Source organism: Streptomyces sp. NPDC028419 (genome assembly GCF_055565515.1).
Map to the genome: position 1 here is coordinate 64,783 of NZ_JBVHUE010000021.1, position 14,551 is coordinate 79,333.

Here is a 14,551-nt window from a genome sequence, read left to right on the forward strand (position 1 = left end):
GGTCGTTCAGTCGACGGCCGGACGGTCCAGTCCCGCAGCCAGTTCGCTCGTGGACGCGCCGCCGAGCAGCGCCACCAGGCCGACGTCGGAACCGAATTGACGGTCGATCACTTCCTTGAGCTGTACCGCCATGATCGAACTCAGGCCGAGGGCGTTCAAGGGCGCCGACGCGTCGATCTCCTGCGGGCGGACGCCGAACAGGGCCGCGACCTCGCCGGTGAGGAAGGCGAGCGGATCGCTCTCGTCCGGGGCGGGTGCCGCGAAGTAGTCGGCGGTCAGCACGTCGGTGACCTCGCCCCGCAGCACCTTGCCCAGGGGACCGCGGGGCAGGCCCCCGCAGAGGAGGATGTGGCGCGGCACCTTGTGCGCCGCCATCCGGGACCGGCAGTACCGCTCGACCTCCGCCCTTCCGGTCGCGCCGTGCGCCACGACGAGCGCTGCCAGGACGTGCTCGCCGCCGGACACCGGCAGGCCGACGACGGCCGCTTCGGACACGCCGGGGTGTGCCTCCAGGACCGACTCCACCTCCAACGGGTTGACCTTGCGGCCCCCCGTGTCGATGAGCAGTTGGATGCGGCCGGTGACGGAGAGCCGTCCGTCCCGGTCCACCCTGCCGAGGTCGCCGGTGCGGTAGGACCCGCCGTCCGGTGCCCGGGGGTCCAGCTCCGGCCGGTCCACGTACCCCCGCATCACCGACTCGCCCGCGACCACGATCTCGCCGACCGTGCCGGCGGGGACCTCCCGGCCGGAGCCGTCGACGATCCGGACCCGCACGTGGTCCAGCGGGTGGCCGACGGTTCCCGGCACCGCTTCCTCACCCCTGCAGTCCCAGGAGACGCTGCCCGCCTCCGAACTGCCGTACGTCTGGCGCAGTGGGATCCCGAAGCGCCGCGAGAACTTCTCGGCGGTCGCAGGGGCGAGGAAGTTGCTCCCCGACAGGCACAGCCGCAGGGACGACACGTCGCAGGGGACGTCCGGGTCCACGTCGGCCAGGGCCTCGTAGACGTGCGGGACGGCCGGCATGACCGTCACCCGGTGCTCGCCGATGAGCTCCAGCACCTCGGCCGCCTGCGCGGCGAAGGGCAGCCCCGCCGGTGCGCGATCCTCGTCCGGGTCCATCAGCACCAAGGTCGCACCGGCCCGTACGGACACGATCATGCAGCAGAACTGGCCCAGGGCGTGGTGCAACGGGACGACGCAGAGGACGACGTCCGCCGGGCCGATCCCGGCGCTCGCCGTGATGTTCCGCGCCTCGGCGGCCTGGTTCGCCTGGGTGCGGCACACGATCTTGGGCGTCCCGGTGGAGCCCGAGGAGTTCGCCAGGGTCCAGGGGCCTCCGTACTCGCCGTCGGGCAGGCGGTGCGGCGGCAGCAGGCCGGGGCCCGGCCCGTCGGCTCCTTCCGCCGCGGCGCGCAGTTCCTCCAGGGCGACCAGGTCCACGCGCTGCCCCGGGGGGTGCTCGGCCCGGCCGAGCGCCGGCGCGCTGGACGCATCGGTGACCACGATCCCCGCTCCGCCGTGCCGCAGGAAGCGTTCGAACTCGGCCGTGGTCGACTGCGGATCGACCGCGTGGACCCTGGCGCGCAGCAGGGCCGTCGCGAAGTGGGCGAAGAGGAACTCCGGCCGGTTGCGCAGGGCCAGCATGACGGTCTCGCCCTCGGACACCCCGAGGTGCCGCAGCGCCCGGGCGTACCTCTCCACCGTGCGGGACAACTCCGCGTAGCTGATGCGTCGTTCACCGCTGATGACGGCCGTGCGGTGCGGGTGGGCGGCGGCGCTCGCCCGCAGCATCCGGTCAATCATGCTTCGCCTCCTTCGGTCTGGGCTGGTGCGGTCCGAATCCGAGCGACGAGGCGACGGTGAGCAGGACGTCCCCCTCGTGCTGCTTGACGAAGGCGTGCCCGCCCTCGTACGTCCTCGTTTCGAAGGCGGCGCCGGTGTGCTCGCGCCAGCCCGCCATTCCCCCGGGCGTGGCCCGGCCGTCCACCGACCCCGTGAAGGCGGTCACCGGGCAGGGCAGCGCCGGCGCCGGGGTCCAGCGGTACTCCTCCCACAGGGCGAAGTCGGCGCGCAGGGCGGCCAGGACCATCCGCATGATCTGGGGGTTCGCGAGGATCGCCGCAGGGGTGCCGTCGAGGCCGCCGAGGCTCGCCAGGAACTGGTCGTCCGGCAGGAGGTGGGCCTGCGGTTCGCGCGCGGGCACCTGCGGCGCGTTCTGGCCGGCGACGAACAACCAGTTCGGTGCCAGCCCGAGTCGGTCACGCATCCGCCGTGCCACCTCGAAGGCGGCGACGGCACCCACGCAGTAGCCGAAGAGCGCGAAGGGCAGGTCGAGGAAGTCCCCGAGCTCGCGCGTCACGGTCTCGACGAACTCCACGTGGCCGGTCGCGGGCGGCTCCGCCAACCGGTCCTCGCGCCCGGGCGGCTGGACCGCGAGGACCTCGATCTCCTCGGGCAGCGACGCGGCCCATCCGGTGAAGAGCGAGGCGCCCGCTCCCGCGTTGGGGAAGCAGATGAGACGGACCTTCGGGTCGGCCCGCCGGGACCGGCGGACGAAGGGGCTTTCAACGCTCAACACCGGGGCTCCTCGTGAATTCCAGGAGCAGGGCCGTGGCGTCGTCGCGCACCTTCACGCGCGGGTGGACCTCGCACTCCTCGTCCGATGCCTCGAGGGCGCGCACGAGGCCGATGAGCCCACCGGGGCCGCCGTCGGTCAGTACGGCCGCCAACTCCTCCCACGAGGCCCGGTGGAAGACCTCGACCAGGCGGGTGGCCCCGTCGGTCAGCGCGGCGACGGCGCGCACCCCGCGCAGCGGCAGCCGGCCCGAGCCGGTCTTGTGCGCCACCTCGGGATCGGCGGCCAGGCAGTAGAACCCGCCTTCGACGTTGCGGTTCTCCTCTCCCCCCTGGCAGTCCGCGCGGGGGTCACGGATCACCTGCACGGCGTCGTCGGTCACCGCCAGCAGGACGGCGTCGGCGAGGACGAGGTACTCCAGTTCCGGTTCCGGGCCCGTCCGGGTCCACCGGCCCGCGACCAGGGTCGCCTGGGGGGTTCGGGGGTGCGTCAGGTCGCAGGTGTCGGCGTGCAGGCCGGCCGTCCACCGTACGGCGTCGGCGAGGCAGTCGGCGAGTGCCTGACCGCCCGGGGCGACGGCGCGCTGGAGGAACGCCCCGCCGATCCGGGCCACGTACCAGGCGACGCCGTGCGAACATCCCGCGTCGGTCTCCGGAGCGGTCACCCCGTCGAGGACGACGAACGCACCGCCTTGGCCGGGTCCGCCGAGGCACGAGCCGGCGAAGTCCTCGTTGGGACGGTCCGGTGCTCCCGGCTCCGAGGCGCACGTCACCCGCGCCGTGGGCATGTCGTCCGCCATCAGGGCCTCCCGCACAGGACGAATTCGTCGGGCACGACGGCGCCGGACAGCCAGCGCTGCCGTTCCGCGCACTGCTGCGCGAGCGCGTCCACGGACAGGTGGCCGTCCACCTCGACGGTGGCCACGAGCCGGGCCCGCCCGGACCCGGAGCGCAGCTCCAGCGCGCAGTCGCGCACGCCCGCCGTCGCCATCACCATCTCCCGGGTCAGCGAGGCGTCGTAGGCGACTCCGCTGTGGTGCCCCGCCACCAGCGCGCCCGCCCCCGGGAACCGTCGGACCGGCACGTCGGACACCTGCGCGTCCGGGTCCGTACAGAACGCCCGGACGATGCCGAAGAGCTCGTCCACGAGGTCCCGGACCGGCCGCTCCTGCCATACGGGCCGCCGCGCGGACAGGACGACGGACAGCACGCCCGGTCCCTCCACGACCTGCACGGCGAGGTCCGACTTGGCGCGGGAGGGGATGGCGCGCACCCGCTCCTCCAGCTCCCGTTCGGACGCGACGGGTCGGACGTAGTCCTCGCGCCCCCCGTACAGCGAAGGGATGTAGTTGATCTCGAAGGCCGGCTGGAAGGCCGCTCCGGCACGGACCGCCGGATCGTCCAGCCGGTCCAGCAGCTCTCCCGGGTCGTAGACGCCCTTCCCCCAGGCTGCGAGCTTCGCCTTGAAGACCCGCGCCAGCCGGTCCCGCAGCGCGTCGCCCGGATCGCCGGGGACGCGGATGAAGAGGCCGTTCGCCAGGTGGGCCACGGCGCTCATGTCGGCGGGGTGCGAACGGTTCGCGGTCGTCGACCGGAAGACGTGGTCGTGCGTTCCGGTCACGGCTGACACCAGGACGTTCAGCGCGGCCGTCCACACGGTCTCGGGCGTCACCCGCAGCTCGCGGCACGCGCGCGCGACCTCCTCGGCTTCGTCCGGGGCCACCACGCGCTTGTACTTCCGCACGGTTTCGACCGGCTCCTTGACGGCGCCGGAGTAGGTGCAGGACCTCGGGGCCCCGGCCAAGTGGGCCAGCCAGTGGGCCGCATTGGCCGCGGGGCGCGCGTCCGCCCCCTCGGCCGCGAGGGCGCTGGCCTGTGCGCGCTCCGGTACCTCGGGGGGCCGCTCGCGGGCGAGCAACAGGGCCAGGTCCCGGGCCACCGTCTGCGCGCCGAGGCCGTCGACGAAGGCGTGCGATATCCAGAGCACGACCGCCGCGACCCGGCCGTCGCGCAGGTAGGTGACGCAGCACAGCGCGCCCTCGTCGGGGTCGACGGGCTCGGCACGCTGCGCATCGACGTACTGCTCGACGTCCGCGTCCTGCGGCAGCTCCGCCTCGACGTGGCGGACCGCGGCGGCGGCCGCGCGCGCGGGCCGCACCAGCTGCTCGGCGGGGCACGAGCCGTCGCGCACGAGGACGCTGCGCAGCCCCTCGTGCCGTGCCACCAGTTCCGCCACGGCCGTGCGCACGTCGCCCGTGCGGACGCCGGGCGGAGCCGGTTCGAAGACCTTGAGGACCACCTGCGGCGCCTGGTCGCCCCAGTGGTCGAGATTCGTCCGCTGGGTCGGGTTCAACGCAAACCGCTTCTCGGATCCGGGCACCACGAATTCCCCTCTGAACGCGCCGCTTCGTCTGCTCGACCATCGCCGGTTGATTACTGCATTACCCCTCGCTAACTTGCCGTCAGTGCAGCGGTGAAAGCCCCCTGCCCGTCCCCGGGAGAGCCATGAAGAACGATCTTTACAGCCAGGTGGTCCGCATCGTCGGGTCCGTTCTCGAATGCGATGACGTCGATATGGCGTCCGGCCTCTTCGAGTTGGGTGCGACATCGCTCAAGATTCTCCAGATAACCTCCTTGATAGCGGAGGAGTGCCGAATCTCCATCGATGTCTCGGAGACGATTCTGGCCGAGGACGTCGATGCCCTCGCCCGGCTCGTCGCCGGACGCGGCGAGCACGCACTCGACCGATAGAGAGATATCAGATTTCGCGGGTGTTCAACCATCGCCCTCCCGCAGTCGAACACCGACGACTGTCCAATTGATCGGCATCGCGGCACTGGCCATTCTCCAGGTGCCGCCCTAGCATCGCCGGTCATGGGAATTCAGATTGAGACCGTCGTCGACTTGGACGACGAGACTGCCGAGGCATTCCGTTCGCTCCTTCCCCAACTCTCCTCCAGCGCCGGAGCGCTCCAGGACGAGCTGGCGCGCAGCGTCCTGGAGTCCCCCACCAACACGGTCCTGCTGGCACGCCTCGACGGGAAGATCGTCGGCATGATGATCGTCCTCGTGTACCCCACGGTCACGGGCGTCCGGTGCCGCTTCGAGGACATCGTCGTCGACACCTCCGTGCGCGAGCAGGGCATCGGCGAGATGCTGGGCGACGCGGGCGTGCTCATCGCCAGGAAGGCGGGGGCGCGCTCCGTCGACTTCACCTCACGGCCGACGAGGTCCGCCCACCGCCTCTACGAGCGCATGGGGTTCCGGGTGCGGGACACCAATTCGTACCGGTTGGCGGGCGACCGCATGTGACCGATTTCGACAGCGGCGGCCTTTTCGACCCGAAGGCCGTCAGTCCGTACATTCGAATTTCCGGGTTCCGCCCCACCCAGGTGAGCGGCGAGCGCGTGCGCGGATTCCTCCAGGTGGGAGCAGCGCAGCACACGCCCTGGGGAATCGTCCACGGCGGGGTCTTCGCATCCGCCGTGGAGAGCGCCGCGAGCCTGGGGGCGACGGCCGCCGTCGCCCCGCGCGGACAAGTGGCGGTGGGCGTGAGCAACTCGACCGACTTCCTCAGCCCGGTGGTGGACGGCACCGTTCATGTCGATGCCGTCGCGGTTCAGCAGGGCGGCCGCCACCAGTTGTGGCAAGTGCGTCTCACGCATTCGGATACCGGAACACTCATCGCACTGGGACAGCTCCGACTGGAGAACATTACGGTGCGGCGGCAGGCCGACCGGTAATCCACCCTTGACGGCTCTTCCCCGGTCGCTCGTTGCCGCTTTCACGCATGGAGGAATGCATGTATTCCGGAAAGACAGTCGTCATGTTTCCGGGGCAGGGGTCGTACGAGCCCCGTCTCGCGGAAGCGCTGTGGCGCGAGAGCGCCGCGGGCCGCCGGGTCTTCGCGGCCGCCGACCGGATCAGCGAGCGGCGGTACGGGCGACCGCTGAGCAGCGTCCTGTTCGCCGGGGGCTCCGCCCGGGAGGGAGCGGCGCCGCCTCCTCCTTGGGCCCTGCAGCTCGGCCTGTTCGCCGGTGCGGTCTGCACGTACCAGTGGCTCACCGAGGAGGGCCTGGTCGCCGACGTGTTGTTGGGCCACAGCTTCGGGGAGATCGCCGCCCTCTGCTGCGCCGGCGCGATCACCCTCGACGAGGCCCTCGACGTGGTGTGCGCGCGCGTGGACGCGCTCTCCGCGTCCGTGCCGGAGCCGGGCGTCATGCTGGCCCTGAGCACCGGTGCGCACCGGGCCCGCGCGCTCGTCGACGCCGTCGCGGATCCGCGGACGACGGTGGCCGTCGTCAACCACGGTCAGCAGGCCGTGGTGTCGGGACCCGAGCCGTCCGTGGCCCGGCTGGAGCAGCTCTGCGCGGTCGTCGGCGTCGGCGTGCACGCCGTCGCCTCGCCGTACGCCTTCCACTCCCCCGTCGTCGCGCCGGCGCGCGAACGCTTCCGCGACGCCGTCGGACCGCTGCGCGGGCGGGAGCCCGGGACCGCGGTCTATTCGCCGATCACGCACGACTACTACCGCGCCGACGCCCCGCTGGACGACCTGCTCGCCGACCACCTGGTGAAGCCCCTGGACCTGCCGCCCGCACTGCGCCGGCTCTACGGGGAGGGGGCGCGGACCTTCCTCGAATGCTCGGGCAAACCGGTGCTGACCGGCGCCGTCCGCCGCTCCCTCGCCGACGAGCCGCAGGCCCGGGCGCTGTGCGCCGGAGCGGGCCACGAGCGGGCGGGCGGGCTCCTGGACTCGATGGCCGGGGCACTGCGCGACGCGGGGGTCCTGCCCGCACGGGGCTCCGGCACCTCCGGCACCGATCTGCGCACGCTGCTGCCGACGCTCGACGACGTGGGCGTCGAGCGGTTCTGGACGCGCCACCGCGCCGAGATCACGGCGCACCTGCGCGGCCTGTACGCCGACTTCCTCGAAGAGCAGACCGCTCCCGCCGGGCCCGACCTGCCGCCGGCCGCCCCCGCCCCGAGCGCCGCGGCCCCGGACACTGCCGCCGTCACGGCCCAGGAGCCGCCCCAGGTCCCGGACGACGCCCTCGTCGGCCAGATCCGGGCGCTGTACGCGCAGGCGCTGGAGTACCCGGAGGACGTGTTCAACGACGACGTCCTGCTGGAGGCGGAGCTGGGCATCGACTCGGTCAAGCAGACGGAGCTCCTCGCCCGTGTCTCCGAACACTTCGACCTGCACGCCCGCGACGACCTCGCGGTGGCCGACTACGACACCCTCGGAAAGGTCGCCGACCTGGTCCGCGACCGCCTCCGGGGCACGGGGGCGGGAACGGGAACGGCCGCAACGGCCGGGGACCCCTTCGAAGCCGTACGGGCCCGGCGATGAACGACAGGGAGTTCACCGACCGCCGGGTGCTGATCACGGGTGGTGCCCACGGGGTGGGACGGGCGGTCGCCACGGGCTTCGCCCGGCAGGGCGCCCACATCCTGCTCAACTACTTCCACTCCCACGACCGGGCGAAGCAGACCGCCGAGGAGCTGCGCGCCCTGGGGGCCGAGGTCGACCTGCTGCGGGCCTCGGTCGCCCGCAGCGACCAGGTCGAGGGCATGTTCGACCTGGTGCGCGAGCGGTACGGGTCGCTGGACGTGTTGGTCAACAACGCCGCCGACGGAGCGCTCGTACCCCTGCCGCAGGTGTCCGACCGCGACCTCGACCGGGCGTGGGACACCGTGGTCAAGGGCGCCCTGCACTGTGCGCGCCTCGCCGAACCCCTCCTGGCCCGGCGCCCCGGCGGCAACATCGTCAACGTCTCGTCCATCGGCAGCTCACGTTTCGTGATGGCCAACTACGCGGCCTGCGCGCCGGCCAAGGCCGGGCTGGAGGCGCTGACCCGCTATCTCGCGGCCGAGTACGCCGCCCACGGCATCCGCGTCAACACCGCTTCCGCGGGGATGCTGGAATCCGTCGTCGCGGACAAGTTCCCCGATGCCGAAGCCATGCAGGAGGCCGTCAGGCGGGCCACCCCGCTCGGCCGGCTGGGTCGCCCCGAGGAACTCGCGGCGCTCGTGCTCTTCCTCGCCTCCCCCCGCGCGAGCTGGGTCACCGGCCAGATGCTGCTCGCCGACGGTGGCCTGAGCCTCGGCGTGCCACTGCTCTCGCCGCCCGCGCCGCACGACACGCAGACCGCGGGGAGCGCCGGTCCGGCGCCCGCCGAGGCCCCGGTCCCGGAGCGGGAAGCCACCCCGGCGCCGCCGCCCGAGGACGATCCGGTGGTGGTCGTCGGCACGGGGGTCGTGGTCGGCGGCGCGGACGGCACCGCCGCGTACTGGAAGGCCCGGTGCGAGGGGCCCGACCTCTTCCGCCCCACGCCGGCGGGGCGCTGGACCCGGGAGCACTTCGAGGCGTCGGCAAGCTCGGACGAGGACAAGGCGTACCAGAGCACGGCCGTCTACATCGACACCGACGGAGCGGCCCCGGATGCGGACGGGGCGCCGCACGCGTCCCAGGAGCCGGCCGAACCGACCACCCGGTGGCTCCGCCGTGCGCTGCGCGAGGCGGTGGAGGGGGTGGCGCAACGGGCCGGTGACCGGTGCGCGTTCGTGCTCGGCTACACGCCCGACGGCGGACCGCACCTGGAGGAGGCGGGCGTCGCGGGTTCGGCGCGCCGACACCTGCGCGAAGCGCTGGAGCTGCCCGGACTCGCGGGGCTGCCGCGCCGGCAGATCCTCGACGGCGCGGAGGAGGCGCTGCGGATCCGCTTCGGTGGTGTGTCGGCCGTCCCGCCCGAGGAACTGCTGCCGCACCGCATCGGTCGGGCGGCGAGCGACGGACTCGTGCCGCAGGACACGGACGTGCGCGTCGTGGACACCGCCTGCTCCTCTTCGCTGTACGCCGTCGACATCGCGGCGAAGGGGCTGGCCCTGGGCGAGTACGACATGGCGGTCTGTGGCGGTGCGTTCGGTCTCACGCCGCGCAGCGCAGTGCTGTTCTCCCAGCTCAACGGCCTCTCCCGGACCGGCCGGGTGCACTCCCTCGACCATCAGGCCGACGGTGTGCTGTTCGCCGACGGCGCCGGCGTGGTCGTGTTGAAGCGGCTGAGCCGGGCCCGGGCGGACGGGGACCGGATCCTCGGGGTGCTGCGCGGCTTCGGCGGGTCCTCGGACGGCCGGGGCAAGGCCATCTACGCGCCCAGCTCGGCCGGTCAGGAGCTGGCCGTCGACCGGGCGCTGACCGCCGCCGGGCTCACCTCCGCGGACGTGGACTGGATCGTCGCGCACGCCACCGGCACCCCCGCAGGAGACCTGGCCGAGCTCACCGCCCTGAGCCGGCGGTACCGGGACGGCCGCCCCAAGCCGGTGACCTCCAACAAGTCCCTGTTCGGGCACACGGGATGGGCCGCCGGGGTGGTGTCCCTCATCGAGGTGCTGTTGGCCCTGCGGCACGGCACGATCCCGCAGCAGCACCGGTTCACCGAACTGGTTCCCGGCGCGGACCTGTCCGGCACCGGACTCCACGTCCCGCGCACGCCCACGCCCTGGCCCGTCACCCCCGACCGGCCGCGCGTCGCCGCCGTTTCCGGCTTCGGGTTCGGCGGTACGAACGCGCACCTGCTCGTCGAGGAGTACCGGGAGGACCGGGCGGCCCGCCCCACCAGGAGGGAACCGCAGCTGGGCGCACCGCCGGCCGACGCACCACTCGTCGTCGTCGGCTGGGGAGCCGCCTTCCCCGGGATGAGCGACCGGAAGGCGACCGCGGCCTGGCTCACCGGTGACGGCGACGCCCCCGCCAGCAGCTACGGCGCCTCCTACCCGGCCCCGCCGTTCCAGCAACTGCGCCTCCCGCCGCGCACGCTGCGGGCGATCGACCGCTGCCAGCTGATGGCCTTCGAATCGGCCCGCCAGCTCAGCGAGGAGCTCGGCGCGGCCTGGCAGGAACTCTCCGCGACCAGCGGGGTGTTCCTCGGACACATGGGTCCCACGCGCGCCGGGATGTCCTACGCGACGCGCTGTTACCTGGACGATCTGAGCGCCGCCCTGCGCCCGTCACTGCCCCCGGAGCACCGTGAGGCGGTGCTGGCGGGACTGGCACGGCGGGTGCGCGAGGAGGTCCCCGCTTCCTGCGAGGACTCCTTCCCGGGCATCATGCCCAACATCGTCTCGGCGCGGGTGGCGAACCTGTTCGACCTGCACGGCCCGAACATGACGCTGGACTCCGGCCCCGACTCGTTCTCCTCCGCCCTCGAAGCGGCCGCCCGCTACCTGCGCTTCGACGAAGTGGACCTCGCCCTGGTGGGCGGGGCGAACGGCAACGTCCTGCCGGAGTTCCGCGGGCTCGTCGGTGGCGGTGCGGATCCCGCCGGCCTGGCGGAGGGCTGCGTGATGTTCGCGGTCATGCGGGCGCGGACCGCGGCGGAGTACGGCTTGCCGGTCCTGGCCCGCATCGGGTCGGGTACGACACCGGCCACGGCGGCGGACCGCGCTGCGGACGGCCGCTACCTCGGCGCGTCCGGTGCCGTCTCGGCCCTGCGGGCGGTGGTCCGCGCCGACGGCACCGACGTCGTCATCGGGACGGCGGCGTCGCCGCCGGAGCACACGCGGGTGGAGCACGCGGCGCCGGAGCACGCACGGGTGGAGGTGGAGGAGCGCAGCGACGCCGTACGGCGCCACGCGGTGACCTTCCGCCCGGTGGGGACCGTGGGCCGGGCACCGCACGGCCAGCTGTTCCCCGCGGGCACCCTCGTCCTCACCGACGACGTCGCCTTGCTGCACGGCGTGGACCTGCCGCGCGACGCGCTCGTGGTGTCCACCGAGCCCTGGGAAGGTCCCGGCCCCGCTACCGAGACCGTGCGGGCCGGCGCCGCCGACCTGGAGCGGCTGCTGGCCCGGCGCCCCGCACCCGAGCACCTGCGCGTGGTCAGCGCACTCGGCGGCGGGCACCCGGTCGAGGAGCAGTTGGCCGACGTCGATCGGCGTCTGCGGTTGCACGAGTTGCTCTTCGCCGCCCTGCAGCGGCTCCCGGAGCCGCGCACGGTCCTGGGCGCCTTCCTGTCCGCGGGGTCGGACACCCGACCCGCGGACGGCGCCGCGCCGAACGCCCCCGACGATCCGGTGACGTACGCACCCGACCTCTGGACGGGCCTCTACGGCGGCCTGTTCAAGGTGCTGGGCCTGGAGCGTCCCCGGTCGCAGGCGCTCGCGGTCTTCACCACCTCCGCTTCGCTGCGCGACTGCCTCCCCGAGGTCTGTGCGGAGCAGTCCGCCCCGCACGTGATGCCGGTGGTGCACCACCACCGTGGGCGACGGTTGGAGCCGGCGCTGACACCGGCCCCGCTGCCGTCGGCCGCGGCGCCCCCGGTGGACACCGACAGCGTGGTGCTGGCCACCGGAGGAGCGCGCGGCATCACCGCCGAGGTCCTGCGCCACCTCGCGGCCGCGCGCGCACCACGGCTCTTCGTGCTCGGCCGCACCCGGTTGGAGGACCCCGGTGCGCCGCAGGACCCCGGTGCGAAGGGGGCAGCGGTCGACCGGGCGCCTTCGGACCGCGCGGGCTACATCGCGCACCACAAGCGGCTCGACCCCGCGCGCAGCGTCCGCGACATCGCCGCGGCCTTCGGTCGCGAGGCGGCGGCCGGGGAGGCCCGCGAGACGCTGCGCTTCCTGCGGCGGCACTGCGGCGAGGACCGGGTCACCTATCTGGCGTGCGACGTCAGTGACGCCCGGGCGGTGGAACGGGCCGTCTCCCACGTGCTCCGGGTGGCCGGGCGGGTCGACGTCGTGGTCCACGCCGCGGGGCAGAACCGCTCCGCCCCGCTGTCGGCCAAGGATCCGGCCGAGTTCCGGGCGATCCGTGACGTGAAGGTCCGCGGCTACCTCAACCTCAAGTCCGCGCTGCGCGCCGCCCCGCCCGTACGCACCTGGCTCAACTTCGGTTCGCTGCTGGGCTTCTTCGGCCAGCGGGGCGAGGCGGACTACGCCAGCGGCAACGACTTCCTGGCCAGTGCGGGGTCGTCCGCGGTCGCCGCCGGTCACGACCACGAGCGCACGCTCGGCTGGACCTGGTGGGCGGAGACGGGGCTGGCGGCCGACCCCGTGGCCCGCGAGCACTTCCGGCGCGGGCGCAACTACACGGCCATGTCGGTCGCCGAGGGCGTCCGCCACTTCGTCGACGAACTCGCCCACCGCTCCCCGGCGGGTGCGATGGTGCACCTCGGCGAGGCGGAGACGGAGACGGCCCGCACCCTCTGGCCCGGATTCGCGCCGGAGGCCGCCACCCCCACCGCCCCGGCCACCGTCGCCCCGGCCACCGCCACGACGGCCGCGAGGACCGGCCGCGCACCGTTCTTCCTGCGCACGGAGCTCTCCCGCGGGTCCGGACACGCCGTGTTCGGCTGCGAGCTGGACCTGGAGCGGGACGGCTACCTGCGCCACCACCTCGTGGACGGCATCCCCACCTTCCCCGGAGCCCTCGTGGCCGAGATGGCGGCCGAGGCCGCGGCGGCGCTGTGCCCCGACTTGGTGATGACCGCCTGCGAGGACATGGTCTTCTCCCGGTTCCTGCGGGTGCTTCCCGGCCGCGGTCCCCTCCCCGTGCGCATCCACGCCGAGTTGATCGAGGAGGACGGACCGCGGGCCGCCCTGCGGATGCGGGTGGTGTCCGACCTGCGTTCACCGGCCGGGCAACTGCTGCGGGCGGACCGGCCGCACTTCTCCACGACGGTCCGTCTCGCGCACCGGCGCCCGCCCGCGCCGATGGTCCAGCCACGGGTCGCCGAGTCGCCCACTCCGCTCACCGATCCGTACTACGTACCGGGTTCGCCGATCCTGCTCACCGGCCCGTTCGTCAGTACCGAGGGCCTCGTGCGGACCCTCGACGGCGGCGGTCACGCCCGGTACGTGCAGGACGCCGCCAGCGGCCCCGGATGGCCCGCGGGGCTGCGCACCCCCACCTTGCTGATCGACGGCCTCGCCCGGACCGCGATCGCCGCCGTCCCGACGGCGTGCGCCGATGCTCCGCCGACCGTGCTGGCACCGACCGGCATCCGCAGGCTGCGCCTGTTCGAGCCGGGGGGCGACGCCGATCTGGCGCTGCGGCACCGCCGCATCGACCTGTACGCCCACGCCACCGGCCCGGGCGGTACGGTCCACCGGCTGACGGCGGCGGGAGCGGACGGCCGGGCGCTGGTCGAGCTGTCGGGGCTGGCCTTCCACCACAAGGAGGCCACCGCGGGAGCAGGGGTCCGCCCGTGACCGCCGTGGTGGACACGGCATCGGTCGGCCCGGCGCTGCGGGCCGGCGGATGTGGTGCGTGGTGGTTGCGCGCGGACCGGGCCGACGCCTCCTGGAGGCGGCTGCTCGACGGCGCCGAGGAGGCGCGGTTGCGGCGGCTGCCCACGGCGGCCGACCGCTCCCGCTACCTGGCGGCCCACGGGCTGGCGCGGCTGCTCCTCGGGGCGGCCCTCGGTCAGGCTCCGCACCGTCTCCACCTGGACCGCACCTGCCCCCGGTGCCCGCTGCCGCACGGCAAACCCAGGCTGCCGGGCGGTGCGGACGTGCACTTCTCGCTGGCGCACTCCGACCGTTGGGTCGTGGTGGCGCTGAGCAGGGGTCGGCCGATCGGCGTGGACGCGGAGCGGCCGGGGCCGCGCACGGACTGGCGCGCACTGGCGTCGATGTCCCTGTCCACCGCGGAGCGACCCGTGTTCGCCGCGCTGCCCCCCGACCGGCGCGAGCAGTGGATGACGCGCTGTTGGACGCGCAAGGAGGCCGCGGTGAAGGCGACCGGCGTCGGGCTGACGGTGCCGCTGAGCCGGGTCTGCGTCCTGTCCGACCGCACCTCGGCCGGGCGCCCGGGCACGCCCGACCGCGACCGGTCGGTGCACCTGACCGATCTGGCGGCACCGGACGGGATGGTGGCCGCGCTGGCCCGGGACGGCGGCCCGCCGCCCGCCGTCGCGGTGTTCGGCAACGGGTGATGCCGAACGGCACCGCCCTTCCCACTGGAGACCGGAGGAAC

10 protein-coding genes are annotated in these 14,551 nt (G+C 73.8%); 6 read left to right on the plus strand and 4 right to left on the minus strand.

All coding sequences use genetic code 11. From position 1 onward, the window contains the following. Nucleotides 1–6: 6 nt before the first annotated feature. From ACZ4UB_RS24020 to ACZ4UB_RS24035, 4 genes are read right to left on the minus strand one after another with little or no spacing between them, the layout of a single operon-like run. Nucleotides 7–1,803, minus strand: a complete 1,797-nt coding sequence (locus ACZ4UB_RS24020; protein ID WP_468072982.1) for an AMP-binding protein — start codon at nucleotides 1,801–1,803, stop codon at nucleotides 7–9. Next, nucleotides 1,796–2,575: a thioesterase II family protein gene (locus tag ACZ4UB_RS24025; RefSeq protein WP_468072984.1), complete on the minus strand. Its 780-nt coding sequence runs from the start codon at nucleotides 2,573–2,575 to the stop codon at nucleotides 1,796–1,798. The genes ACZ4UB_RS24020 and ACZ4UB_RS24025 overlap by 8 nt, the downstream gene beginning before the upstream one ends. Further along, nucleotides 2,565–3,374 (minus strand): hypothetical protein, encoded by an 810-nt coding sequence (locus ACZ4UB_RS24030; RefSeq protein ID WP_468072986.1) that lies wholly within the window; start codon nucleotides 3,372–3,374, stop codon nucleotides 2,565–2,567. Before ACZ4UB_RS24030 ends, ACZ4UB_RS24025 begins: the two co-directional genes overlap by 11 nt. Next, complete coding sequence (locus ACZ4UB_RS24035; protein WP_468072988.1) at nucleotides 3,374–4,927, minus strand: condensation domain-containing protein; 1,554 nt, start codon at nucleotides 4,925–4,927, stop codon at nucleotides 3,374–3,376. The genes ACZ4UB_RS24030 and ACZ4UB_RS24035 overlap by 1 nt, the downstream gene beginning before the upstream one ends. A gap of 152 nt (nucleotides 4,928–5,079) precedes the next feature. Here ACZ4UB_RS24035 and ACZ4UB_RS24040 point away from each other — a divergent pair, with 152 nt between their 5' ends. The 6 genes from ACZ4UB_RS24040 to ACZ4UB_RS24065 all read left to right on the plus strand — a co-directional run bounded on the left by ACZ4UB_RS24040 (nucleotide 5,080) and on the right by ACZ4UB_RS24065 (nucleotide 14,510). Continuing rightward, entirely contained in the window at nucleotides 5,080–5,325 is a 246-nt protein-coding gene (locus ACZ4UB_RS24040; protein ID WP_468072990.1) for a phosphopantetheine-binding protein, read from the plus strand. A 123-nt stretch (nucleotides 5,326–5,448) separates the two neighbouring features. Further along, nucleotides 5,449–5,886, plus strand: a complete 438-nt coding sequence (locus ACZ4UB_RS24045; RefSeq protein WP_468072992.1) for a GNAT family N-acetyltransferase — start codon at nucleotides 5,449–5,451, stop codon at nucleotides 5,884–5,886. Beyond that, nucleotides 5,883–6,317: a PaaI family thioesterase gene (locus tag ACZ4UB_RS24050; RefSeq protein ID WP_468072994.1), complete on the plus strand. Its 435-nt coding sequence runs from the start codon at nucleotides 5,883–5,885 to the stop codon at nucleotides 6,315–6,317. The genes ACZ4UB_RS24045 and ACZ4UB_RS24050 overlap by 4 nt, the downstream gene beginning before the upstream one ends. A gap of 83 nt (nucleotides 6,318–6,400) precedes the next feature. Continuing rightward, a complete protein-coding gene (locus ACZ4UB_RS24055) occupies nucleotides 6,401–7,924 on the plus strand; it encodes an acyltransferase domain-containing protein (RefSeq protein ID WP_468072996.1) in 1,524 nt (507 codons plus the stop codon). Further along, nucleotides 7,921–13,785, plus strand: a complete 5,865-nt coding sequence (locus ACZ4UB_RS24060) for an SDR family oxidoreductase (protein WP_468072998.1) — start codon at nucleotides 7,921–7,923, stop codon at nucleotides 13,783–13,785. Before ACZ4UB_RS24055 ends, ACZ4UB_RS24060 begins: the two co-directional genes overlap by 4 nt. After that, complete coding sequence (locus ACZ4UB_RS24065) at nucleotides 13,782–14,510, plus strand: 4'-phosphopantetheinyl transferase family protein (RefSeq protein ID WP_468073000.1); 729 nt, start codon at nucleotides 13,782–13,784, stop codon at nucleotides 14,508–14,510. Before ACZ4UB_RS24060 ends, ACZ4UB_RS24065 begins: the two co-directional genes overlap by 4 nt. Nucleotides 14,511–14,551 lie beyond the last annotated feature (41 nt).

Excerpts from the sequence above, each read along its gene's own strand:
- ACZ4UB_RS24020 (WP_468072982.1), bottom strand. The coding sequence starts at position 1,803 with ATGATTGACCGGATGCTGCGGGCGAGCGCCGCCGCCCACCCGCACCGC.
- ACZ4UB_RS24040 (WP_468072990.1), top strand. The coding sequence starts at position 5,080 with ATGAAGAACGATCTTTACAGCCAGGTGGTCCGCATCGTCGGGTCCGTT.
- ACZ4UB_RS24045 (WP_468072992.1), top strand. The coding sequence starts at position 5,449 with ATGGGAATTCAGATTGAGACCGTCGTCGACTTGGACGACGAGACTGCC.
- ACZ4UB_RS24030 (WP_468072986.1), bottom strand. The coding sequence starts at position 3,374 with ATGGCGGACGACATGCCCACGGCGCGGGTGACGTGCGCCTCGGAGCCG.
- ACZ4UB_RS24060 (WP_468072998.1), top strand. The coding sequence starts at position 7,921 with ATGAACGACAGGGAGTTCACCGACCGCCGGGTGCTGATCACGGGTGGT.
- ACZ4UB_RS24055 (WP_468072996.1), top strand. The coding sequence starts at position 6,401 with ATGTTTCCGGGGCAGGGGTCGTACGAGCCCCGTCTCGCGGAAGCGCTG.